This window comes from Aphanothece hegewaldii CCALA 016 (assembly GCF_003007785.1).
GTDB lineage: Bacteria > Cyanobacteriota > Cyanobacteriia > Cyanobacteriales > Microcystaceae > Chroococcus > Chroococcus hegewaldii.
This window is the reverse complement of the sequence record NZ_PXOH01000041.1, coordinates 1-23,563: the sequence shown is the minus strand read 5'-3', so window position 1 is coordinate 23,563 and position 23,563 is coordinate 1. Positions and strand designations below refer to the sequence as shown.

The window sequence follows — 23,563 nt, the reverse complement described above, 5'->3', positions numbered from 1 at the left end:
AATTAAGCTGAAAAAGTTAAAAATTGTTCGATTTGATCGCAGGCATCTTTTACGCCATTTTCTTGAGTAATGATTTCTTTAATGTGTTGAGCTTGGTTTTGAAAAGCTGGATACTGTAGCAATTCATTTAAACCTAAATGAATACTCTCATCATTAATTAATGTAAGCATTTTTCCTAGGTGTAGTTGTTCAACTCGATTGGCATTGTCGTATTGATCTTGTCCAAATGGAACAACCAGCATCGGTTTTCCTGCTTTGATGGCTTGTGCCGTTGTCCCTATTCCCCCTTGATGTACGATCGCTTTAGCATAAGGGAAAAGTAAAAAGTGAGGAGCATAATCAACGGCAATAATATCTTGACTAAGAAGATCGTGAGGGATATTTTCAGGATTTTTGCCAACTAATAAAATGGCGCGTTCTCCCAGTTGTTGAGTAGCTTTTGCTGCATAGCGATAGAAGTTTCTGGCATGATAAACGGCACTAGATCCCAGGGTAAAAATAATCGGAGGTGATCCTTGAGCGAGAAACTTAACTAACTGCTCTGATAGATCAGCGTCATGGGGTTCATAGAAAACAAAGCCTGTAAGATGATTGAATGCTCCCCAATCAGGCTGAGGCGGTGCAAAAATTGGTGAAAAGAGACTTAAATTTAACTTAGGTGAACGTTGTCCCCAGAAAAAGGGATCTTTGACTGATGATAATCCTAACTCTTGGCGAAACGCTTGTAAGGGTTTACTCCAAGAACGGCTTTGACTTTTTAAAAAGGCGATTATGAGACGATTTAACCAGACAGGGAAAGATTTTAAATTGAGTTTCGGATTAAAAAGCGGGGGATCATGGGCTGATAGTAAACTAATGGGGGATAGGATTGTAGAAATCCAGGGAATCTCTTGTTTTTGAGCAATTAAAGGTGCAGCAAAGGTAAAAGGATGAGAGATCAATAAATCTGCTTGTACGACAACTTTTTCTAAATCACTATAGGCTTCTTTTAGCCTAGTCATCAAAATCTCACAGACTAAATAGCGCAGTCCTTTGGAGGAGAAAATTTTTTGAACTAATTCCTGTTCAGAAGTGAAATCAAGCGGTTCGGGCTGAACGTGGGTAAAAGGAATGTGTTGAGCTTCAACAAAGGATTGATGAGTGCGATTTGCTGCAATAATTGGCTTGTGACCTCGTTTTTTTAATTCAAGAGCAATCGCTAAATAGGGAAAAAGATCCCCTAAAGAACCAAACGTATTGATGACAATTTTTTTACTCATAATGATTCGTTAACAGGATAAATCCCGCCCAAGAGAAAGGTCTTAACTCATTTGAATCTTGATTGATTGCTTGTAGTTGCGCCTGCCGAAGCGATTCAGAAAAATCATGAGGGGTCTGTTGCAACTGCCGATAGAACTCGATCATAAACTCAACCGTACTTTGATCGGATACCGCCCATAGCGAACCCATTGTATTATCGATCCCCGTGCGAAACCCAATCCCAGTTAGACCCAAAACCGCCGCAGGATTACCAGTCGCTGTATCGCAGGCGGATAAGTTTAAAAAGGTAATCCGACTGCTGCGCTGTCGTAACAACTGCTCAAATTCTAATAGGGTAATTTCTTGAGTTCCCAGAGTCAGCCGACTTTGCTCGACATTGCTCTCTAGCTGATTGCGTGTCGCTAGATGCAGTACATCGTAAGGCGTTTGTAATCGAGATTGGAGGCTTGATTTGGATAATTGAGAACCGAGTAAGACATCGGCTCGCAACAAGTCTTTTAAAGCCATGACTTCCTGATTGACATTTGGCAAGCTTTCAATGGAATTATTGACTACACCTGCAACTAAGGCGCGTTTGAGTGAGCCAGATGAGCGACGAGTGGATAAACCCAACGAGTATGAAATCGCATATCGTTCAAGCAAAAAAGTATGATGTTGATCGATAAGAGCAGCCATTGGCACTGTTCGCAATCTGCCGTCTTGGATAAAAACTAATCGTTTTTTGCCTTCTATAAGGGCATGGATGGGCTGAATGAGTAAATCGTATAAGGCTCGTCCCCCGTCGATGTATCGATCTCGAACAGGATCGGCTAAAGTCTTTCGCCAGTCATAAATCAGTTGATTTAACTGTACTTGAGCGATCGCCACTGACTGATGATAATATCCAGAATCAGTACGGACAATTAGATGAAGCTGTTCATCTAAAATAATCGTATAAATGATGGCAGTGTCCTGCCGAACTTGATTCACAGGTTGAGGAGCGAGGTCACACCAACTGCGAAAATAGGAATCTAACTCGCTTAGGAGTTCTAATTGTTGAATTTTAATCGCCATCTTGAGGTCGGCTTCCTGTGGAGATTTTAACAGCAACTTTAAGTAATCTCGTAAGATGGGTTGTATTTGCTGATAGAGTAATGGATTAACGCGATAGCCAGCAACATCTTTCCTAATCTGTTCGATGGCATAGACGGCGACTTGATAACTGACTTTTGCTTGATCTGGTCTTCCAAGCTGCTGATGAAGCCTTCCTAAATGTCCTTGCCACTGGGCTAAGGCGAAATGATCCCGCGCTTGATTCGCAAATAGTTGAGCCTTCCGTAAAGAAGCAAGAGCCTCATTTAATTTTCCGTCTTGTAGGTATTGCTTACCCTGTTCTCCATAAACCCAAGAAAGAAAGCGAGGCTCATTTAATCGGGTTGCTGTTGCGATCGCCTCTGTATGTTCTCCCAATGCCAAGAGTGTTTCGATTTTTGTCTGAGAATCTTCTTCTGCGATCGCCTCTTGTATAAGTTGTTCACGGTTGACCTCTGTGGGGCTTAATTGAAATAATATAGATGCGATTTCTAAATCTGTTTTGTTATCTCTTGCTAACTGGAGACTGGTTTGTCGATCTCTTTTTGCCAGTTGTTCTAAAGCTTGTAAGGATTGAGGATCGAGTTCTTCGCTTGCTTGCCAGAGATAATAAGAGCTTCGTTCCCGTAGGGTTTGAATATGATTAAAGATTAAACGGAATCTAATTTTTCCCGTTAATCGCTCCTGTAACTGCTCATATAAAGTAATGGCTTGAGTGTACTCTCCCAATCTGGCAGCCAAATTTGCTTCAATCACTTTTTTATAAAACTTAATATTTCCCTCTTCTGGAATTTTATTCAATATTCGGTTGACTTGTCCCAAATTTCCTAAATCTAAATACATTTCAGCCATTAATAACAGTTGAATAACTGAAGTTTCTTCTACCTTTTGTTGCTTAATATTCTGTCTTTGTACATAGATATCTTTACCAGATATAGACAAACTAGGCGGTAAAATAATAAAACTGAATCCGAGCAAAAAATACAAAAAATTAATGTATAAAAATTTCATCTTCACAAATTTAATGATTTTGGGAATGGTGATGAGCAGTAATTATTTTAACCCAAATGATACAAGCGGAGAACCGAAAAAAAGTACGGCTCAAGGCACTAGAGGATGTCCCTATAAACAAGGTGATTTATTTTTAATAGAATCAACTGAAGAAAACAACAAAATTTACTTAAATGTTAACATCAATCGTCCCATAGTCGTTTATCAAGTTCAATCTGAGCAAGCCGAGACTTTATTAATTACCTTGACTGAGATTCGAGGAAAGTTAGAGCGTCAGTTAATTTATGAAAAGACGATTCCTGTCAAAAAAAATGGATTTATTATTTTAACTTTACCAAATTTAAAGTCAACAACCTCGAATTATCTACTTTCAGCAGTTCTCTTGTGTCAAAATCAACCTTACTATGGCAAAACGATCAATGCCTTGTTAAATCTTGTTACCTATCCAACCGAAATTGAACAATTTCTCGAACGCCGCAAATTATCGTTAAATTATGAACATTAATCGGAAAAAACTGTTGCTTAGTCTGGGAATTATTCTAAGTTTAATTGTGATTCGACTTTTGGGTGGATTAGAAAGATTAGAACTGTCTTTATTTGATTTATATTTCAAGTTGAAACCAACTGAAGCTACTGAGCAACGAATTATTTTAGTTGGAATAACCGAAAAAGATATTAACAAACTCAAAACAAATCGTCTTTCGGATTGGCAGCTTTACAAAATTCTTAAATTGCTTGAACAAGGGAAACCTGCTGCGGTTGGTATTGATATCTTTCGAGATCATCCCGTTCCCCCTAATTATTGGGAAATCCAAGAACTTAAAGAGCAAGGTATTGATGCTCTTTCTAGCTCACCTTTTGGTCATTCAGAATTTCTTCGGATTTTTAAAGATAACCCAAATTTTTTTGCTGTCGCTAAATTAACGGGGATACCAGGTGATAAAGATTTTGATTTGATTCAACCACCGCCCCTACCATCCGAGCAGATCACAGATATTTCGATTGAACTAGATCCCGATGGAGTACAACGACGGGCTTTTTTATATCCAGTGACGAAACCGCCTGCTGTTAAGAGCCTCAGTTGGGCTTTAGCTGAACAATATTTACTATCTCAAGGCATAGTAGCTAAAGGTCATGAAAAAAACCACGATTTACATTTAGTTTTAAATAATTCTATCTTTTGGCGATTTCGCAACTATAGTGGGGCTTATGTAACGATAGATGACGCAGATTATCAGATACTGATTAACTGGCGCAAAGCTAATTTTGAGGTCATTCCAGTTTCAGATCTACTAGACCTTAAAATCGTTCCCAAACACTTTAACAATCGGATTGTCATTATTGGGGCTTATGCTCCTAGTTTGAACGATCAATTTCTGACTCCGCTAAGTCAGGAGTTTAATGATGTACCTCGTCAACTTTATGGCATAGAAGTAATTGGACAAGTTACTAGCCAAATCCTCAGTGCAGCGTTAGATCGCCGACCGTTGATTCAAGTTTGGTCAGAGCCTGGGATTTCTCTATGGATAGGTTTTTGGGGAATGGGAGCCTATTTTTTGGTTCATTGTTTCGGCTTATCTCGTCAAGGCTTAATTGTTATCAGTCTTGGAATTTTGCATCTAGTATTTTTAATGATTAGCTATAAGTTATTTTTACAAGGATTATGGATTCCTGTTTTACCTGCGTTGTTGGTATTGGAGCTAGTAAGTTTAGTAAATTTACTGATTGAATATGAAACGAAAAGGAAAAAAGATTATCAAGAAATTATCGTTTTAAATCAGCGATTAAAACAGCAGTTGAGCAAACAGAGAATTTATAAAGAGCTAGCTATTTTAGGGAATTATCTAAATGAAGAACTAAGTCAACCTATTCAGTATTTAGTTAATGCTCAAACGATGGCTCATAAGGAAGAATTACAGCTTCAGGTTTTAATCGCTCAAGCTCCCAAATCTTTACAAACTCAATTGAGATTGTCACTAGAAAAACTGATGAGTTCTTTTTACTACCAAGAAGAACAATTGGAAGCAATGTGCTTAATTTTAGCCAAGCGAGTTCCTAACTTAGAAGGTTTGTTGCAAAATATTGATAAATTACTTGTCTCTAACTTAATTAACGCTCATCCTGTGTCTGCTTTAAGTTTAGATTTCCTTATCGATAAATTGATTCAATTAACTCGCTCTATTATTTATGAGTGCTATGAAATCGATCTAAAAGAAGTGATAGCATGGCAACTTCAAAGCAGACCTTATCAATTTTATGAGTCTTTTCCTTTAATTATTAGTCTTTATATTATTATTGATGATGTATTAGAAGAAGCTATTCTCCAAGAGCTACAACTAGAGCAAATTTTTATTTCAGATCGGTGGGATGAACAAGGGTACAAAATTCAGATTACTTGCCAGCGATTTTATAAATTTCCCAAAGAAGATGTTATTTGCAGTGTTGAAGAAAGATTGAAGAGATATCAAGGACACATTGAATACTTATTAGAGGAAGAATGGGTAATTTGGGTGATCTCGCTCCCTTTAATGTTCTAATTCTTCTCAATTCATTGTCGCTTTTTATTTAAAACCGTTTGAGCCGTGGAAAAAATATATTTTGATTGACAGAATATTGTATTGATAGCTACTTTGAGCGATGGATAAATTTTAAAAATTTTGTTTGTGCTAGGAAAATTAGTAGTAAATAAGAATAAAAATATTTATTTTAAACTTGAGCATAAGTAATATTTCTGATAAAAGAAAATATATTGTTTGCCCCAATTAATATAGCTTTTATCAGTTTTGTATGAATAATGTTTTACACGAATGACATCGTTAACTTGTTCAAGGATTCTTTGAAGCCTTGTTCCACAGAATGATATTGGAGAAAGTTTGACGGTAGTATGATTATTTGGTCTGTTGTCGAGAAATTTTATGGTTATTATTGGCGAATATACGAAAATTTTAGCAAAGCATCTAATTTGAATAGAAGGAAAGTTTTGGTATGATTAATAGTTATGCAAAGTTAACTTCTCTGTTGTCTCAATTTTAAATGTACCTCAGCTTTCAGTTAGCTGAAGCAAAACAGTAAATTATACTAAAGCTTTTCGGCATAATTATTAACGTATTGTTTTTCCCTTATGTACTTTGAGTATGCAGACAGTTTCGGACAATCTTAGAAGTTGGGCTGATGATATAGCTGAGTTGTTGAAGCAGCTTCTTCAAGCTTCCTCAATAAAAGCAAGCGAGTGGATGGGAGAGGATATGTGGGGTGAACTTGATGAGTATAGCCGTCAGATACAATCCAAAGTTCTTAATGAATATCGACAGTTTTCATCAGTATTAGAAATCCTTTTTAAGGAACAACCAGAAAATACGATCAAAACTTTTCAAGAAGAGAAGAAAATTATTCTCAGTGTTATTCAGCAGGAATGGAATCAACATACTTATTTCCGTAATTGCGATCAAGCTCTCAGTAAAGCAAAAGAGGCTTTAAATACCCAAATTGCTCTGCTAAAGAGCGTGTTCTGACAAAACAAAAAGCCAAGCCTTACGCCGAGCGCATTTTCAGAGATTAGTTCATTATCCAAAAATCTTTATAATGCGCTCGGCGACCAAATTTTAGTGGCTCAAACCTATATATGATGAAGGCTTGGCTTTTTGTCTATGTTTTCTAAGGGAGAAAGTAGATAGTCTACCAACTTCTCCAAGAGCATTGTTAACTCGTCTAGCTAACTTGACGGAGGTAGAGAGAGGCAAGGTTTTAGCGATTCGTCAACAAATCCTACAATTTGATTCTCGCCTTGAAGAAATCGTCAGAACCAATTCTTTTCTTTACGGCAAAGGAAAATCAAAGCCTTGTGCAGAGATTTACTTTAATACACACCAGTTCTGCTACATCTTTCTCTGGCTGCCCTTACCTAATCGTCATACCAATAGCTTTGCTCGAATGCGAGTAGGGACAGATGATTATGTTACTGTAAGAAGTCTAGCTCATATTCCACAAGGAAAACATCATGCCAGTTCTTCATACAATTGGGAACTGTATAAAAGACAGTTGAATGTGTTCGATAAAAAAAAAGATTATCAAGCTCTCTGTAAAGTGGGTAATGCAGTAATTGGTTTAGTTGATTTTGCACTCTCTAAATGGTTGGAAAAAATTTAAGTAGATAAAGTGAAAAAACTGATTAATCCCAATTTAATTTATCAATTCTTTCTCCATAGAAATTTTGTATTTTTAAAAATTCTTCTTTAACTCCTTGAAAATATCCAAGTTCTAGCAGAAAATCTACAACTTTTGTTAATTCACAATTCCAATTAGCTTTTTCCATCTTATCCTTCGGACTGCTGTTGACATCTCCTAAATGATTCAGATGTTTTGTATACCATCTCTTCCAAGCAAATCTTCCAGGTTGACCAAATGAATAATAATTTTGGAACTGGCACTGCAATTCGTAGGTATAGATAATCGCTATTATATATTCAAATAAGTCAAAATATAGCTGATATTTATTTTCATCAGGTAGTAATTCTTGAAAGGAAGATTTTAATAAATCATTAATGTAATCACTAAGTGGAGTTTTACGGTTTTGCATATTGGGAATCTTACGTGCTATTTCAGATTTCAAAACTGCGGTAGTAGACAAAGATAATATAGCAGGATAAGTTTCATTAACATTTTTTACGATTGGCTGAAATAGCAAACTATAAAAAGTATTATATTGTTGATTTGCCAAAGCAGCTATTCCACCTGAATAAAATAACAAGAGTGCTGGGTATAAACGTAAGTTATGCCAAGGCTCATATCTTATTGAATTATCTATATAAGATAAATTACTTAATCTATCAAGACTATTTATCCATAAAGATTGATGAGATTCTTGCCCCCAATAACAACCATTAATAAACATCGAAATCAAAATTTCACTTATACTTTCATACAGATTTAACCTTCTAATGAGTTCTTGCTCATTAAATTGAGTATTGACTGGGAAACGTTCTACTGATGTAGCTTCGTAAACCCTTTCAACTTCTTGAGTGACCAAATCATGTAGCCGAATCCGATGACTATCATCAACTAAGTATTTTTTAAGAGTAGCTACCGCTATCTTTGCCGATAGAGGATGGGGTTTATTCAACTCTTCCAATGCCTGAACTTTTTCATTGAGTTCTGTGAAGAAAGAATCAGCATCTTTGATAGGGACGAATACTCCCTGTCGCCAGTTTAGAAGTTCACTAGCCTGGCCTTGCAATCGTCTTCTGGCAGCCCAGAAGGTAGTAAATCTTCTACTCTTACATCTTCTGATAGCATCTCTCAAAGCCTCATCCCAATCTCCCGACCAGCCACAGATAATTAGTCCGTACTCATCGAAGACTTTATCAAGCAGACAATTCAACGGCTCGTCATACGCTGCTAACTCAGAGGGCGTGTTTTTGATACGAGTATCTAAATAGTCCCCATGAACTTTGATAATCGTGCATTTTGTATGCTGTAACGGCAAAGCCCCTTCAACTGAGTCGGAGGTACTGATAACAGTTGGTTCAATGCCAATATCACGTAAGGCTATTTCAAGTAAGCGGTCGAAATTTGTTGTAACAATTACTTTGATATAACTATTTTTAACAAGTTCAGCTATAGCTCGATGAGCCTGTGTTGGAACCTTAATCCCTCCCTCTTCTCGTTCCTCATCCGTCGGCTCAAAATAGCTTCTTAAAAGTTGATTGCGTTCAGAGGACGACTTAGCTATCTGCTCTAACAGTTTAGAGTAATCTGGCTCCTCTCCATACTTCTGTTCGTACCAACTTCTAGGCTCAGGTTCACAATCTTCCTCACTCAGATGGGCAAGTTGACGAACTAAGTCCAGTACAAGATCCCAACCAGTAGGGATTCTAGCAGATCTGGAGATTCCCGACCCTAGAAGCAAAGCATATACTTCCCGATTAGCATGAACGCAGAGCGATAGTGAGAGAATTGGTTCAATCATAATGCGTTTTAAGTGTGATGAAGTAGTTACCGCTTTCTTAAAATGGATTTCTAAAAAAAGAGTACCCAAAACCGCAATTTTTTATCTATCGTTCGGGAATTTTAAGAGTATCGACAGATATTGGATTGAGTTATTGTCATGCCCCTTCGTGGTTCAATCAACGGACAGGAAATGTTAGCTTCTGATGTTCTGACAACTCAATGGCAGGCGTATAAGATGGACAAGACCAAAGTAGTAACGATGAGTTGTTGCGAGGGTCGGGGAATTTTAAAGACCAGTAAGAAAGGGTTTAAGTTCTTTGCCCACCACCCCGATAGCCCGAAAAGTTCGGGCTGCCCGTCTAGGGGAGAAACAATCGAGCATCTGAGGGCGAAACTGGCTATCAGGGATGCTTGCCTCGTACTTGCAGGAGTTGCCTGCGATGTGGAGGTGTCGGGGCAAGGCTGGCGGGCAGATGTCTTAGCCATAAAAGGCGATCTAAAAATCGCATTCGAGATCCAATGGAGTCGCCAGAGTATTGAGGAGACACAACTCAGACAGGAACGTTACCGTCAGTCGGGAGTAGAATGTGTCTGGCTGTTCCGAACAACTCCCGATTCATCCCCCAACCCTGAATTACCCATCTTTCAACTGGTAGAAACTGGTGGTGAGTTTAAGGTTAAATTTGAATCTCGTTATTTGTTGCTCGAAGATTTTGTCAAAGCTTGGCTCAATGAGCAGATCCAATACTGTACCCATCTCCAATTATCAGCCTATCAAAAAATTAACATTTGCATCAGTTCTTGTTTTTGTGCGAAATGTGAAGAAAAAAACCATTATTTTCAGATTTTAAACTCCATCTATCTTTCAGAGTGCGGTCTTTCTTTAGAGCGAAATCAATCCAAACGGACTAAATTAGAGTTTAGACCGGAAATCGTTCAACTCATACAAAAGTTTGCAGAACGGCAACAGAAAGAAGATTTATATCTAGCAAATATTGAACGTTCTAAAGAAAGATTTCAAAGTTTTACTTGCTGTTGGTGTGGCTATACCCTATATCACCGTGACGAGGTGTATCGTATTACAACATTGGAGGAAATAGTAAAGTTTAATTCGCCTATTGAAAGCGATCCTTACCCGCACTGGTGTTACTCTAAAGTACATCGATTCTGCAATCAACGTACTTTACCCGATGAATCACAGCAGTCTATAGTCTGGGTAGAAGGAAGAAAAACTGATTATAGATTAAAACACGTAACATTTCCTCCTCTTCCTGAAGTTTCCACTACGATAATTGACCTTGCTGATTTACCTTTATCAATAAAGAAATCAAACAATTCTACTTCTCTAAACACTTCTAACACTTGTCGTTTCCCAGATGAGATAGCCAGCGATTTGAAACTTATCTGGCAGAGTATTTTAGGCTCTCTACCTCAAGAGTATGAAGGCTTATTTCGTTGCTATGCGTCCTTAAAATCTTTTTATGGCGATACAGTAATTATCGATTTATCCTATTCTTTTAAATCAAAAACTCTTGATACTTATATGTCCACTTTTCTAAATACTTGTCAAGAGGTTTTAGCTAAGAAATCTTTATACATTAGAGTAGATTTGAAAGATAGTCCTCAAATCCTCTGGCAATCAGTTAATTCAACAGGAAAACTTTCTCAAGACGATAGCCAAGCTCATCAAATGACTCAAAACTTGAATGATATCTGGCAACAGCTACTAAAAATAATCCCTGACAATTACAATTCTTTACGTACTTTACTGATGCAGCATGGACTACTTCTCGATATCCAAAACTATCGAGTAATTATCGGTCTATCTTCACAGCCCTTGATTGACAGAGCTAATAGAGATAAATTACAGATAAAGCAAAGTTTTGAGAAAATTTTAGGACAATCCATCGAAGTTCAATTTACTTTATTACAAAAAATAGATAATAACTCTAAAACTTAGCTTTGATAATCATCTGTAACACTAATAACACATTTTCTCATCTTAGAAAACATTTTAACGGATGCTATATCTAAAAATTTAAACTCATTCAACTTATCATTGTGTATGTTATATTTGTTTTAGCCAATTAATAAATGAATTTTCAATAATTATTTTTTGAATAGTATTTGTTATCAAATATCTGAAATTTACTAACATCGCTTTATCCGAACATTCAATCCAAAAAACTAGATATTTCTTTCTGCTTCTTCTAATATATTCTTCATCTTCTAAAAAGGGGCTGAATTCATCAAACTGTCTAACAAGCTCTTTAATATCATCATGTAAATTCAAGGCATACCCTGCCCAGGCTTGCCCATGCTTATTCACCAGTGCATAAGCTCCAGAAACTTTCGGTAACTCATTACATCGTTCGACAGGCAAAGATTGAACAGCTAACACAGTATCTTGAAAGTTACTTTCCGATTTGGAAAAATCGGGAATTTCAGCACTTATGATAAGACTTTCTCTCCCAATTTTTTCCACTAATTCAGAAATTGATAATTCTCTCTCTTTTGCCAGTTTTTCTAAGCCTTGTCTAGCAGTCGGTGTTACAGTCAAATTTAATCGCGTCTTGACTTCATCATGAAGTTCAGGCACTCCTTTGACCCGTTTCTGTCCTTTGGGCATGAATATCCACTCGTTTACTTCAGGCTCTCAGCTTAAGCATAAAAGATTCTGTTTTTGTTTCATTCTCTTTTAGGTATTATTTTAGTTTTATTGTTTCATTCCCCTGGAAAAAACGCAGACATTGTAGGACAGCCGACACACTCCCGACTTTAAAAGTCGGCAAGCGGTGCGGTTACATCAAACATGAAGACTGTCCTACGCAAGTCAATATGAGCGTGAATCCCTTTTAGAAATTCGGAAGATCTTAAGAAAGTTTAAGTTAGTACAATTTTTCTAACAATTATATGCGTATTTAATACGCATACTCTAAACTGAGATATCACGGCCACAGGAGTGTTACCATGCTCTCTCAGGAAGACTTGGAAGCTTGGTGTAATCACCGTCAACTTTCCAGCACTACCCGTCAACTGATTACCGACATTCGCACCTCAGACCCTTCTCGTGCGGCTCAAGGCAACTATGGCAACGTCTGTGGTGACTACTGTAGTGAAAAGATGGGTAAAACCATTCAGTTTGAGAGTCACCGAGGCGAATTAGCTCATATCATTGATAATCTAGAGCATAGTAAAGCAGTTCTTGAGTTCTACGACCAACCACCAAAGATTGAACTGATTTATCTTAGTAAAAATGGCAAGAAAGTCCGTACAGGTCATACTCCCGATTTCTTCGTGATTGAGACAAATTGGGCAGGATGGGAAGAATTCAAACCAATTGATGAATTAGTACAGAAAGCCGAAGAACAGCCAAATCGCTATGTACAAGACGCTGAAGGTAACTGGGACTGTCCACCTGGACGAGAATACGCCCAAAAATATGGACTCGACTATCGTGTAAGAACGTCGGCAGAACTTCATCCAATACGGCTGCGGAATTGGACTTGGTTAGAACCGTATTTTCAAACGTCACCTCCTCCCTTCGATAGTCCTATTTTCCTAACCATCCTCACTCAAGTTCAGGCACAACCAGGGTTAACCTATGCTCAACTTTTGCTTTCAATAGAAGATATCGACCCCGACCATCTAAATTGGTTAATTGCCCGTGAGTGTATTTTCATCAATTTTAATATTGCTTCTCTAGCTGAACATGACCAAGTACAGGTTTTTATTAGTGAAGAACTTGCCATCGTCTCTGAGAAAATCGTTCTGTCATCTCCTACTGTTCCGTCCTCTGACGGTTTCTCTACCCTAAATGTAGATATTGGAACTACTTTAAGTTGGGATGGCGAATATTGGGAAATTACCAATCCTGGTACAGACCGAGTTTACTTAACTCGACATGATGGTAAGACGACGAGTTTACCGAATGCTGAATTTTATCGTTTTTTTGAAACGGGTCATATTACGGGCTTAAATCAGATTACCGAATCTACAATTGATACAACAATTCAAGATCTCCTTAATCGGGCCAGATCTAAAGATATCGAAATTGCCAATCAACGCTATGACCTTATCCAGCCCTACATACAAGAAAATACGCTGCCAATTACTAAAGTCAATCGTAGTATCCGACGTTGGCGCGACAACTATTTAGAAGCCGAAAAGCTTTATGGTCAAGGAAATGGCTATGTCGGACTTCTACCCCGACATTTGGATAAAGGACATCACGAAAAACTAGAGCCTGGTTTGGTGGACTATATGAAGCAATATATCGACGACCATTATTTTACTCCTACAAACCGTAGAGCTTCTACTGTGTATCGTGAGTTTAAAGAGGCTTGTCAATCACTTGACCCACCATTTAACCCACCCTCAGATAGAACTTTCCGCTTCTACATACAAGGGAGAACCAACTACGAACTTATCAAAGCCCGTTTGGGCAGTCGGGTTGCTAAACAATCTAAACCTTTTTATAGTACAAAGGGCTTTCCTCGTAACGGCGATCTACCCTGGGAATGCGTTCACATCGACCATACGCCGTTGGATGTAGATTTAGTCAGTTCCCTGATTTCTCTTGCCACCTGTAACACCAGTTCTGCCATTACTCTTGATAACTTTGATTTAGGAACCTGTTGGGCAACTTTTATGGTGGACGGCTACAGTAAGCGTATTCTCGCTGTCTATCTGTCTTTTGAAAAACCCAGTTATCGAAGCTGCATGATGGTTATGCGCCAGTGCGTCAGACGATTCAAACGACTACCTCAAACCATTATCACTGATAACGGGAAAGAGTTTCACAGTATCTACTTCAAACAGCTACTAGCTTATTATAAATGCAATCATAAGTACCGACCGCCAGGAGAACCTCGTTATGGTAATCCTGTCGAACGAGTCTTCGGAACAACTAATACTCTTTTTGTTCACGAACTTAAAGGTAACAGGCAAATCTTGAAGAATAACCGCCAGGTTACTAAATCCGTCAATCCTAAAACTCATGCTGTCTGGACATTGGGTGAATTCTATCAAGTTCTCGAATATTGGACGGATGAAATCTACGACAGAAGAGAGCATTCGAGTCTCGGACAAAACCCTCGTTCCTCTTACGAAATTGGCATCGCTTTAGGAGGTAGACGGGAGATGCGGCGAATTCTTTATGATGAAACCTTTAAAATTCTCACCTTACCCTCTCCTGCTCAAAACGATTCAAGAATTGTCCAACCTGGTAAGGGCATCAAAATTAATAATATTTACTACTGGTGCAACGATTTTCGTGACCCAGAAATTGAGAAAACGACTGTTGATGTCAAAATTGACCCCTTTAATGTCTGCCTTGCCTACGCCTACGTTAGAGGTCATTGGCGAGAGTGTACATCCAACTATTACCAATTCTTACAAGGACGCACTGAAAAGGAACTCAAGGTCTTAAGTGCAGACTTACGCCAACGCAAGGCGGGTCATGCCAAACGGGTTGAAATCTCTGATAAAGAATTAGTAGAACACTTACAGTCTACTCAGGCAATGGAGGGTGTATTACTTCAACAACGACTGCAAGCTTTAGAAAATCGAACGGTACTCGACTTGATTGAAGGTAAACCCCTTCCACAACTCAAAACCCTTCAAACTATCGATGTCACGGCAACTATTCAAAAGGATAAATCATTAGATTCATCCGCTCAAGACGATAACAGTCCTAGTAAAAACCTTCAATTCTATGGAGAATTTTAATTATGGCCATAATTGGATTTCCCGAAACAATACTAGAACAGCCCATACAGGAACGTCTAGATTACTTCATCAATTACACGATGGCGCATCCCCATCTGACGATGGCCTATCAAGAAGTGATGCAAGCCGTTACTCAAGCACCCGGAACGGCACTAATTTTTGTTGTAGGCAGTACAGGCGTTGGTAAGACTACCCTGCTCAACCGTTTGGTACAGAAATGCACTGAAGCCGCTTTAGTTCAGATGGAAGTTGATAAAGGAAAAATTCCTATCTTTGGTGTAGAAGCCAAGTCGCCTGAATTCAGTCAGTTCGATTGGAAAGATTTCTATATCCGTCTCCTCAAAGCCGTTAACGAACCGCTTATCGATAAGAAAATTACCTATGAACATGAGAAAGCGAACAAACGTGATTCAAGGTCTACCTGGAGGCTTTCAGTAGAATCCGCCCTCATCAACCGCCGTCCTGATGCCTTTTACATTGACGAAGCTCATCATCTAGCTTTACTGCCCAGTGGTCAAAAGTTGAAAGACCAGCCTGAAGTCATTAAATCATTGGCTAATTTAGCAAAAGTGAAGATCATTCCTACTGGTACATATGCTCTGTTACCTCTCGTTGATTTGGGAGATCAATTGTGCCGACGTAGCAAGACAGTTCATTTCAAACGCTATCATGCCGATTCAGACGATGAACTAGAGATCTTTCAAAGCGTTGTTGCAACTTTCCAAGCTCATCTGCCTCTATCCAAAATGCCTGATTTGGTGCGTTATTGGGAATTCCTTTACGAACGTAGTTTAGGCTGTGTTGGGATGCTCAAAGACTGGCTTTCCGAAACACTCTCCGACGTGCTACATAACCATGATGGTAGTACGATTACTCTTAGGGATTTACAACGTCATGCCCGTCCTGTAGCTCAATGCCTCAAAATTCTTAAAGTTATTAAAAAAGGCGAAGAAAAATTTGTCGAATTACAGACAGAACTTGAAGAGTTACGGAAAGAGTTAGGTTTGTATCAAAAATCCTATGAATCAGAATTGAAAAATCTACAGAATCAAGATTCTACGACCGAACGGGCTAAAGGCGAGATAGGAAAACCCAAACCTCATCGTTATGAGATTGGAGGTTATGAGAATGGACAGGAGTAATTTGACTGCGGAGGGCAGTCGGCCGCAGGCCCCGACTTTTAAAGTCGGGGAACGGCTGACATTCTATGAATCTTGGGATTTAACAATGCCAGAAATTCCGCCTCGAAGCCATTTATATAATTTGTCACCTATTGGAGTTAAAACTTTTAACACAGAAAGCTTGACTAGCTATATAGGAAGGTTATCTTATGCTCATAATCTTCAACCGAAAGCTCTCATTAATGAGCTAATTTTTCCAATTATTAAGCAAAGTAATACTTATGCCTCCAAACGTTTATTTCAACAGATTTCGCAGTTTACTAATAATACTGCTGTAGAGAATTACCTGATTATCCACCACCCATTTACTTATGAATTTGTGAAAGCTCTTGAGCAATTGACTTGTCAATCTAATCTATTTTTTTTGACCTTTTTGTCTTTAAGTAAGTTTTTTAATTTTTCTCCGACTAAGTTTTATCGGAGATGGTGTCCATTATGCTATGAGGAGATGCTAGTTAAAAAAATACTCTACGATCCTCTAATTTGGTCAATTTATTCAGTCGAATTATGTCTTTATCATCAACAAAGACTATGTTCTAAATGTTTTTACTGTCAGGCTAATGTCTTGCTTTTATCCCCACCTGGCTACTGCTCAAAATGTCATAGCTGGTTGGGTTCTTCCCACACAATTAAAGATAGTAATTATCAAACTTTAACCGAGAATACTTGGCGGGAAGAACTTAAAATCTACAAAACAGTTAATTCAATAGACATCTTTCGAGAAATTACTCAAAACTTATCAAAAAACCAATTTAGAGCCATTCAAGCTAACGTGACTAAAAACATTTATCGTTACTTGAAAAAACATTATCCGCTCCCTTCAACGTTTTTTGATAGTTTATTAGGATTGCTCGACTCTTTTTCCATTAATTCTCTTGAAAAACAATACTTTCGCTATCACAATGAGTCTTCACCTCCTGCTTTGTCTCCAGATAATATTTTTTTACTAGGTTACTTTCTAAAAATACCTCTTATAGATTTAGCTAAATCCACTTTTAAATACTAACAAAGGAAACTACCTCAAGAAATTATCAATGAGAGAGTAGCGGTGAAAGCTATGGTTCTAAATTGTTTAGGTTTAGTGAATGCACTCTTGTAGATAGTCAAGAGAAATTTTTGAAAGGCAGAGGGCGTGAACTCAGCAAAACAGCAAAGCAGCCGAACACTTACTACGAGGGGATACATTGAACATTGACATTGTAGGACAACCTTCTAAAAAAGATAATACTTATGAACTAACTTAACAAGGTTGTTCTACAATGTCTGCGTTTTTTTCCAAGGGAAGGCAAATCTAAACGATGACCATCCTTGCTAAGTTCTAAAGCAACTCGACGAGAGAAGGAATTACCTCTCGTCAGTAGTTAAGAAGTTCAATCTTGTATTTCTGCACGTTGGCTGAAAATTTTGAACGTAAAGTTGGACACCGATTTTTTGAACGTAAAGTTGGACAAGTTGTCCACTTTCTTCTTCAAATCATAAAAATATCTGTTGTGCGTTAACCATCGGCTTTGAATTACTGTTGATAACATCTTTTTGAAACAGTAATTTTGAGAATGGAGTAAAATTGAGAAAATAAAGGGGTAAAGTAGAATGAATTGCTTTTTTAGTTCACAACCCCTTTAAAATGAATCGTAACATAGCCGTTTTAGACTTGCAAGGACAAGATCCTAATCCGTTGCAATTGCTAGAGCCTCTGCCGTTATCTGTTCATCCCGCCTGTGTCTATCTATCACAGTTGAGTGAGCGATCGCGCGACACGATGCGACGTCATCTCAATGCGATCGCTCGTCTGTTGACCGGGAATCGTTGTGATTATCTGAATTTGGATTGGGCTCTCTTAAGATATCAGCATACGGCTTTATTGCGGACGGAGTTGCCTCGAACCTTTGCGGCAACAACTGTGAATCAAATGTTATCAGCCCTTAAACAAGTGCTTTCTGAAGCTCGGAAATTGCATTTAATGAGTTTAGAAGACTATAGCGATGCCGTAACCCTCAAGCCGATGAAAACGTCCTCACAGCTAAAAGGGCGGTTATTAAGTTCATCAGAAATGCAGGCGTTGATGTCGGTTTGTTTGGCGGATCAGAGTTTGATCGGCTTCCGTGATGCGGCAATGCTTGCAATTCTTCTAGGAACGGGAATGCGTCGTGCCGAAGTGGTTCGTTTAAATCTAGAAGATTATCAGCCCCCAGGTACGCTCATGATCCGACAAGGCAAAGGCAGTAAGGCGAGAACTGTCTATTTGCCCAGTGAGTGCTGGGCGATTTTAAATCAGTGGCTATTGGTGCGGGGCAACAGTCCTGGGGCGTTGTTGATGAGTATTAGTAAAGGAAATCATCTGCTAGGACGACGCTTGAGTGAACAAGCGGTTTTGTTTTTACTTCAAAAACGGGGACAAGATGCCCAAATTAAACCTTTTACGCCTCATGATTGCCGACGCACCTTTATTAGTGGTTTATTGGCAGCAGGGATCGATTTAGTCACGGTATCGCAATTAGCGGGTCATACTTCAGTAACGACGACGGCAAAATACGATCGTCGAGGAGAAGAGGTCAAACGTCAAGCGGTGGAATCGTTAACTTTGCCGTTTTGAGCGTTGGGTTAAAATTGAGCTATATGCAATGTACAAAGCATTCAATGCCAAATTTTTCTCCGAGAACCGACCATCTCCCAAAACTAATTTCTAAGTGGCTACATCAGCCCACCAAAGCTCTGCGAGTGCCAGAAGTATTTATTGAACAAGTCGAAGCCTATGCGAGATTATTAGATCAAGGAGGAAGCGATCTATCCATTCCTGTTAAACCCCCACAACAACCCCATTCCTCCCAAGGGGAGAAGATTTGGCTTGGAATTCGACCGAGTTTAAGGCAGTTAGGATGGTCGATTTTAAAAGGGAGGGAAAATGAGCATCCCATTGTAGTCGATTATGGGTTAATCGAAACTGAGGCGAAATTTCCTTTGCCCCAACGACTGGTAGAAATTGAGTCGGATCTGACGGAATTAGTCAGACAATTTCAGCCTCATCACGTGGCTCTCGAAAAACCGTTTATTAATGCGAATTTTGCTTCTGGATCTTCTAGTCTGCAAGCATTGGGGGTGATTAATTTAGTGATCTATCGTCAATGTCAGGTTTTTCCAGTATTGCTCTATCGTGCCACCTGGAAAAGTCATCTTGGTTCGCCAAAAGCCGATCAAAGAGAAGTCGCCGAAACGGTTCAGCTATTATTTGATCTCAAGCGTTTAACGAGTCAGGTGGGAAGTGAGGCAATAGCGATCGCTTATGCTGGTTTTTGTGGATTAGGGATCAGCGAAAAATAAGAGTTTGGTTTTAAATCGTAAAATATAGTTACATAGTGTCTGTGATCTGTTCTATGGAGATTTCCTACGAATATGACAAATGGCTCCACTCAAAATGGCAAAGGAATACCCGATTTTACACTTTAACCCTTTGCCAGAATATCTATGGTGGGTGGATGATTACAAAAACTTGGGGCAGTGCGATGACGAGAGGGTTTGGTAAATCTAAGGATTTAGATTGCCAAGATTATCAATCGGGTTTGCAGACTTACCACAAGCTACAGCAACGCAGGCAAAGGCGAGGATATCAGCAGATCGATTGAGAAAACGTAAGAACAGACCCGACAATTGATGTGAATGGAGATATTATCGTGTTAGAGAGTTACAAGTGGCTCCAACTAACCCTGTGCCAGTAATCTTTTGACGTAGGAGCAGAATTTCTTTTTCTTGGTCGGTGAGTAAGCGCGATTCAACAATGCTTGCTGAAGCTACTTTCCCTTTAACTTCATAGGTTTGTCCACCCACAGGATACCAAGCTTCTGGTTGAGGTTCTCCATAATAACCGAAACAGCCTTGTGATTTGACGTGTGCTTGAACCAATTCCCTTGAATAAGCTGGAATTTTAACGACTTTGATTTCTTGCACTTTTCCCCAATGCTCTGTCACTTTTGGCGGATTGGTGCATTCTCCAGTGAGGTCGGTGGTGTTACACATTTTCCAGGTAATTCGAGAAATGGGAGGAAGATTTTTAGCAGCTTGTTTGATTTCGTCTGGAATTGGTGAAGTGGCGTTATTAGATGTGGTCGGGGTTGAAGCAGGATCTAAGTTAGAAGTTGCCTTCTGGTTGGAGTTGGAACTACAGGAAACAACAGCAATTGTCGCTCCAAGTAATAAAAAAATGGTTAAAGGTTTCATAAAAGAAAAGCGGATTTTTTGGCATTGTATTATATGATTGGTTCAATAAAGGTATAAGTTTAGCTATGGCTTCAAGATTTCGCCAAGATGTTGACCAGATTGAACAGTTTTTGAGTTGGGCAATAACAGGCGTTTCTTCTTTTTTATCAATCACTTTGCTTTTTTTTGAAACTGAGGAAGGATTGATTTTTTCAGCTTTGTTAGCTACTGTTGCTATTGTCATTTGTCCTCGGATTCAGCTATCCCAATGGATAAAGCTTGCCGTTGTTCTTATCGTTTATGTTGGAATTTTTCTTTGACTATTGTCTAATTTTTACAGTTGAAGCTGAAAGCTTCCTTTACAAGAGTTAACTCATGATATCCCGTTTTCTGTAATCATTAAATTTTTCTTAATCGCTATAATCCTTTTAAAGTTGATAATTTCCTTTGAGCAACAGATTTAAAAGGTGACTAGCCTATGTTTTTATTGGATATGATTTCTGTTTAGCTTTATCCGTTTTTTATAAGTCTTACTCATTTTCTATAAGCAATAGCTCTTGTTGCTCCTAATCATCTCCTCTGACTTTCCATTTTTATAACATTTTTGCTAAGTTTCCCCTAAGCTTTGAAATTACAGGCGAACAGTAATTTCAAAGCTTAGGGGAATTATATCCTAATTTTTCAGCTAGTTCTTAGTCTGTCAAAGCAATTTGTTCATATTGAGAAGAGTCTTGCTTTTTGCTCTTAGTTTTTAATACATTTTCATAATTCTGCTCTTATAAAAGAGAGATAAACGTAGCTTTACTAATTTCAATATGAAGTCATAACAAATGACTAAGCCCTAATCCTAAAAAATCTTGTGCTATGCGGAAGTTTTCCTAAGCGACGGCTCGCTCTTTAACTTCTTCAAGCAAATCAATTAATTCGTCTACTTGAGATGATGTAAACAATCCATCTGGCCCTTGGGGAGTAATATCGGTAAATGGTGATTCATAGAGAAGAATCGCATCCATTACACCGTGTTCGGTGAGATAGTCCACAATTAGATTGACAAATTCAATTTGATTGGAGTTTAGATTTTTATCTGATGAGAACTGCCCTAGTTCTTGAAGAGCGACTTCACGCTCTAGTCCTACTAAAGAGCGAACGAACAAGCCTAACCCAAATGATTCTTCTTTAGCACGAACGAGATCTTCCATCTCACCAACACCACTTTCTGCCAAGATTCTTTCTAACTCAGATAGGTCAGATGAAGTAAGTTGCTTGTTAGTTCGTAATTTGAAAATAACGACATGATCCTGATGTTCTCGCAAAAAAGCCCGCGCTTTGACTCTGAACTTTTCAAAGTTATCCGATGAGGTAAAACCAGGTAACTCCACTGTAATCTCATCACCCATTTCGTCCTCAAAGTCGGTGTAAATGGGTTGACGTTTCGGTTTTTCAACTAGCCTAACTAACTCTCGCAGACGTTTGCGTAATACTTCCAACATGGGCAATGTTACATCCTGCCACCACTCATCTGTCTGTACATCTTGAATCAGAGGCAACTGTTCTTTGACTAATGGGATGGCTGATTTTTCCTCCAGCACCTGTGCCAGTGACTTGACCTGTTCTTTTAAACGCTCAAAAGCAGGGTCAGAGCGTAATATAGCTAATTGTAGTTTTAGCAATAGAATATCAAACCGCTTTGTCTCCTCTGCTTCGGGTTCTAATTGAGAAGGTAAACCCGCTACTTGTTGACTTAGTTCGCTCAAATCCTCGCTCGATAGTGAGAGCCATTTTTCTTTCTCAGCATATTTTTCGACCAAGCGGCGTAAGGGGCGCACGATGAAGTTTTCGCTATTCATGGCTGAAACTTCTGTGTGAAGTAGATTAGCTACTTGTTGGCGTAATTCACCATCGGCGGTTTGAGTTTCAATTGTGCTGTTGTCATCCTCAACAAGCTTTTTATCTAGCTCTGTGATTAATTCTAAGCGTGTAGTAAACAACTTCTTAGTTAAGGATTTACCGATTGGAGCCTCAATCGTTTCTGGATTGTGCTGAAAGAACTCTAGATTTTGACAATAGTCGAACAGGTAAAAAAACTGTTTATCTTGCCCTAAACCAAATAAATCAGGACAGCGACGGGTTCCCCGCCCTACCATCTGCCAGAACTTGGTTTTGGAGCGTACAAGTTTAAATAGCACTAAATTGACGACTTCTGGCACATCAATCCCCGTATCGAGCATATCGACCGAAATAGCGATATGAGGTTCTTTATCTTTGTTGGAAAAATTATCAATCAGAGTTTGAGCATAAGCTGTTTTAAAAGTAATGACACGGGCAAACGTACCTTTAAAGTGTGGATAGTTGCTATTGAAGCGTTCAGCAATGAACTCGGCATGATCTTGGTTCTTAGCAAAGATGATGGTTTTGCCTAGGCGATCGCCACCTGCGACCTTCATCCCTCTTGTCATTAGATGCTCTAGTACCTTATCTACAGTATCTTTATTAAATAGCCAATTGTTGACGGCTGCCGCCTCGACACGTTCTGGTGTATTGCCATCTTCATCCCATTCTATGGTGTCCCATTCTTCTCTTTCTTCTAATGAAAGTTCATCATAATTAATTCCCTCGCGTTGAAACTTTAGAGGAACTAATACAGCTTTGGAAGGTACTAAAAAGCCATCATTTACAGCATCTTCAAGCTGGTAAGCATCGGTCGGTACGCCGTTTTCTAGGTCAAACAGTCCGTAAGTGTTGCGGTCTATTTCATCTTTCGGTGTGGCGGTTAGTCCGAGCAATAGAGAATCAAAATAGTTGAAGATGGTGCGGTATTTCTCGAAAACTGAGCGATGAGCCTCATCAATGATAATTAAGTCAAAATGCCCGACACCAAAACGACGTTGACCCTCACGAGTCTCATCAATCAGCCCCATCATCGTCGGATAAGTAGAAGCAAACACTCGTCCTTCGCTATCCTTTTCTGTTACTAAGTTCACTGGTGCAGCATCGGGGAGATGTTTTTTAAATACATTGATTGCTTGATTAACTAAGGCGACACGATCTGCTAAAAATAGTACACGTTTCACCCAGTTACAACGCATCAGCATCTCTACTAAGGCGATCGCTGTTCGAGTTTTCCCTGCACCAGTCGCCATGACAATCAAAGCTTTGCGGTCTAGATCTGTCTC

At 38.8% G+C, this 23,563-nt stretch carries 19 protein-coding genes; 11 read left to right on the top strand and 8 right to left on the bottom strand.

Going from position 1 to position 23,563, the window contains the following annotated elements; all coding sequences use genetic code 11:
* Window positions 1-2: 2 nt before the first annotated feature.
* Window positions 3-1,259 (bottom strand): glycosyltransferase, encoded by a 1,257-nt coding sequence (locus C7H19_RS22275; protein ID WP_106459121.1) that lies wholly within the window; start codon window positions 1,257-1,259, stop codon window positions 3-5.
* Complete coding sequence (locus C7H19_RS22270; protein ID WP_106459120.1) at window positions 1,252-3,342, bottom strand: CHAT domain-containing protein; 2,091 nt, start codon at window positions 3,340-3,342, stop codon at window positions 1,252-1,254. Before C7H19_RS22270 ends, C7H19_RS22275 begins: the two co-directional genes overlap by 8 nt.
* 31 nt (window positions 3,343-3,373) lie before the next feature.
* On the opposite strand from C7H19_RS22270, the gene C7H19_RS22265 reads away from it, so the two are divergent.
* Together C7H19_RS22265 and C7H19_RS22260 are read left to right on the top strand one after the other, a co-directional pair.
* Window positions 3,374-3,847 carry a hypothetical protein gene (locus tag C7H19_RS22265; RefSeq protein ID WP_146136573.1) on the top strand — a complete coding sequence of 158 codons (474 nt, stop codon included), beginning with the start codon at window positions 3,374-3,376 and terminating at the stop codon, window positions 3,845-3,847.
* A complete protein-coding gene (locus C7H19_RS22260) occupies window positions 3,837-5,879 on the top strand; it encodes a CHASE2 domain-containing protein (RefSeq protein ID WP_106459118.1) in 2,043 nt (680 codons plus the stop codon). The genes C7H19_RS22265 and C7H19_RS22260 overlap by 11 nt, the downstream gene beginning before the upstream one ends.
* Before the next feature lie 164 nt (window positions 5,880-6,043).
* Here C7H19_RS22260 and C7H19_RS27265 read toward each other — a convergent pair whose 3' ends face one another.
* On the bottom strand, window positions 6,044-6,175 hold the full coding sequence (locus tag C7H19_RS27265; protein WP_425428925.1) for a phage integrase N-terminal SAM-like domain-containing protein: 132 nt from the start codon (window positions 6,173-6,175) through the stop codon (window positions 6,044-6,046).
* Between the two features lie 301 nt (window positions 6,176-6,476).
* On the opposite strand from C7H19_RS27265, the gene C7H19_RS22255 reads away from it, so the two are divergent.
* Together C7H19_RS22255 and C7H19_RS22250 are read left to right on the top strand one after the other, a co-directional pair.
* Window positions 6,477-6,854 (top strand): hypothetical protein, encoded by a 378-nt coding sequence (locus tag C7H19_RS22255; RefSeq protein WP_106459117.1) that lies wholly within the window; start codon window positions 6,477-6,479, stop codon window positions 6,852-6,854.
* Between the two features lie 184 nt (window positions 6,855-7,038).
* A complete protein-coding gene (locus C7H19_RS22250; RefSeq protein ID WP_106459116.1) occupies window positions 7,039-7,488 on the top strand; it encodes a hypothetical protein in 450 nt (149 codons plus the stop codon).
* A gap of 22 nt (window positions 7,489-7,510) precedes the next feature.
* On the opposite strand, the gene C7H19_RS22245 is transcribed toward C7H19_RS22250, so the two are convergent.
* Window positions 7,511-9,376: an SIR2 family protein gene (locus C7H19_RS22245; protein WP_181280709.1), complete on the bottom strand. Its 1,866-nt coding sequence runs from the start codon at window positions 9,374-9,376 to the stop codon at window positions 7,511-7,513.
* A 69-nt stretch (window positions 9,377-9,445) separates the two neighbouring features.
* Between C7H19_RS22245 and C7H19_RS22240 the strand changes: the two genes are divergently transcribed.
* On the top strand, window positions 9,446-11,248 hold the full coding sequence (locus C7H19_RS22240; protein WP_146136572.1) for a competence protein CoiA family protein: 1,803 nt from the start codon (window positions 9,446-9,448) through the stop codon (window positions 11,246-11,248).
* 108 nt (window positions 11,249-11,356) lie between these two features.
* On the opposite strand, the gene C7H19_RS25965 is transcribed toward C7H19_RS22240, so the two are convergent.
* Window positions 11,357-11,917 (bottom strand): hypothetical protein, encoded by a 561-nt coding sequence (locus C7H19_RS25965; protein WP_181280708.1) that lies wholly within the window; start codon window positions 11,915-11,917, stop codon window positions 11,357-11,359.
* Window positions 11,918-12,258: 341 nt separating this feature from the next.
* Between C7H19_RS25965 and C7H19_RS22230 the strand changes: the two genes are divergently transcribed.
* From C7H19_RS22230 to C7H19_RS22205, 6 genes are all read left to right on the top strand, one after another.
* Entirely contained in the window at window positions 12,259-15,018 is a 2,760-nt protein-coding gene (locus C7H19_RS22230; RefSeq protein WP_106459113.1) for a DDE-type integrase/transposase/recombinase, read from the top strand.
* Between the two features lie 2 nt (window positions 15,019-15,020).
* Complete coding sequence (locus C7H19_RS22225; protein ID WP_219907717.1) at window positions 15,021-16,160, top strand: ATP-binding protein; 1,140 nt, start codon at window positions 15,021-15,023, stop codon at window positions 16,158-16,160.
* On the top strand, window positions 16,147-17,205 hold the full coding sequence (locus tag C7H19_RS22220; RefSeq protein WP_181280707.1) for a TniQ family protein: 1,059 nt from the start codon (window positions 16,147-16,149) through the stop codon (window positions 17,203-17,205). Before C7H19_RS22225 ends, C7H19_RS22220 begins: the two co-directional genes overlap by 14 nt.
* A 618-nt stretch (window positions 17,206-17,823) precedes the next feature.
* Window positions 17,824-18,792: a tyrosine-type recombinase/integrase gene (locus tag C7H19_RS22215; RefSeq protein ID WP_106459110.1), complete on the top strand. Its 969-nt coding sequence runs from the start codon at window positions 17,824-17,826 to the stop codon at window positions 18,790-18,792.
* A gap of 44 nt (window positions 18,793-18,836) precedes the next feature.
* Entirely contained in the window at window positions 18,837-19,517 is a 681-nt protein-coding gene (locus C7H19_RS22210) for a crossover junction endodeoxyribonuclease RuvC (protein WP_106459109.1), read from the top strand.
* 53 nt (window positions 19,518-19,570) lie between these two features.
* The gene (locus tag C7H19_RS22205; protein WP_106459108.1) at window positions 19,571-19,819 is read left to right on the top strand and encodes a hypothetical protein; all 249 of its coding nucleotides are present in this window, start codon (window positions 19,571-19,573) and stop codon (window positions 19,817-19,819) included.
* Between the two features lie 43 nt (window positions 19,820-19,862).
* Here C7H19_RS22205 and C7H19_RS22200 read toward each other — a convergent pair whose 3' ends face one another.
* The 3 genes from C7H19_RS22200 to C7H19_RS22190 all read right to left on the bottom strand — a co-directional run.
* Entirely contained in the window at window positions 19,863-20,411 is a 549-nt protein-coding gene (locus tag C7H19_RS22200) for a hypothetical protein (RefSeq protein WP_106459107.1), read from the bottom strand.
* Window positions 20,353-20,634 carry a hypothetical protein gene (locus C7H19_RS25960; protein WP_181280706.1) on the bottom strand — a complete coding sequence of 94 codons (282 nt, stop codon included), beginning with the start codon at window positions 20,632-20,634 and terminating at the stop codon, window positions 20,353-20,355. Before C7H19_RS25960 ends, C7H19_RS22200 begins: the two co-directional genes overlap by 59 nt.
* Window positions 20,635-21,268: 634 nt before the next feature.
* The coding region (locus C7H19_RS22190) for a type I restriction endonuclease subunit R (RefSeq protein ID WP_106459105.1) at window positions 21,269-23,563 on the bottom strand (2,295 nt) is incomplete at its 5' end.

Excerpts from the sequence above, each read along its gene's own strand:
- C7H19_RS22275 (WP_106459121.1), bottom strand. The coding sequence starts at position 1,259 with ATGAGTAAAAAAATTGTCATCAATACGTTTGGTTCTTTAGGGGATCTT.
- C7H19_RS22270 (WP_106459120.1), bottom strand. The coding sequence starts at position 3,342 with ATGAAATTTTTATACATTAATTTTTTGTATTTTTTGCTCGGATTCAGT.
- C7H19_RS22265 (WP_146136573.1), top strand. The coding sequence starts at position 3,374 with ATGAGCAGTAATTATTTTAACCCAAATGATACAAGCGGAGAACCGAAA.
- C7H19_RS22260 (WP_106459118.1), top strand. The coding sequence starts at position 3,837 with ATGAACATTAATCGGAAAAAACTGTTGCTTAGTCTGGGAATTATTCTA.
- C7H19_RS22255 (WP_106459117.1), top strand. The coding sequence starts at position 6,477 with ATGCAGACAGTTTCGGACAATCTTAGAAGTTGGGCTGATGATATAGCT.
- C7H19_RS22240 (WP_146136572.1), top strand. The coding sequence starts at position 9,446 with ATGCCCCTTCGTGGTTCAATCAACGGACAGGAAATGTTAGCTTCTGAT.
- C7H19_RS25965 (WP_181280708.1), bottom strand. The coding sequence starts at position 11,917 with ATGCCCAAAGGACAGAAACGGGTCAAAGGAGTGCCTGAACTTCATGAT.
- C7H19_RS22230 (WP_106459113.1), top strand. The coding sequence starts at position 12,259 with ATGCTCTCTCAGGAAGACTTGGAAGCTTGGTGTAATCACCGTCAACTT.
- C7H19_RS22225 (WP_219907717.1), top strand. The coding sequence starts at position 15,021 with ATGGCCATAATTGGATTTCCCGAAACAATACTAGAACAGCCCATACAG.
- C7H19_RS22220 (WP_181280707.1), top strand. The coding sequence starts at position 16,147 with ATGGACAGGAGTAATTTGACTGCGGAGGGCAGTCGGCCGCAGGCCCCG.
- C7H19_RS22215 (WP_106459110.1), top strand. The coding sequence starts at position 17,824 with ATGAATCGTAACATAGCCGTTTTAGACTTGCAAGGACAAGATCCTAAT.
- C7H19_RS22210 (WP_106459109.1), top strand. The coding sequence starts at position 18,837 with ATGCCAAATTTTTCTCCGAGAACCGACCATCTCCCAAAACTAATTTCT.
- C7H19_RS22205 (WP_106459108.1), top strand. The coding sequence starts at position 19,571 with ATGGAGATTTCCTACGAATATGACAAATGGCTCCACTCAAAATGGCAA.
- C7H19_RS22200 (WP_106459107.1), bottom strand. The coding sequence starts at position 20,411 with ATGAAACCTTTAACCATTTTTTTATTACTTGGAGCGACAATTGCTGTT.
- C7H19_RS25960 (WP_181280706.1), bottom strand. The coding sequence starts at position 20,634 with ATGACAATAGCAACAGTAGCTAACAAAGCTGAAAAAATCAATCCTTCC.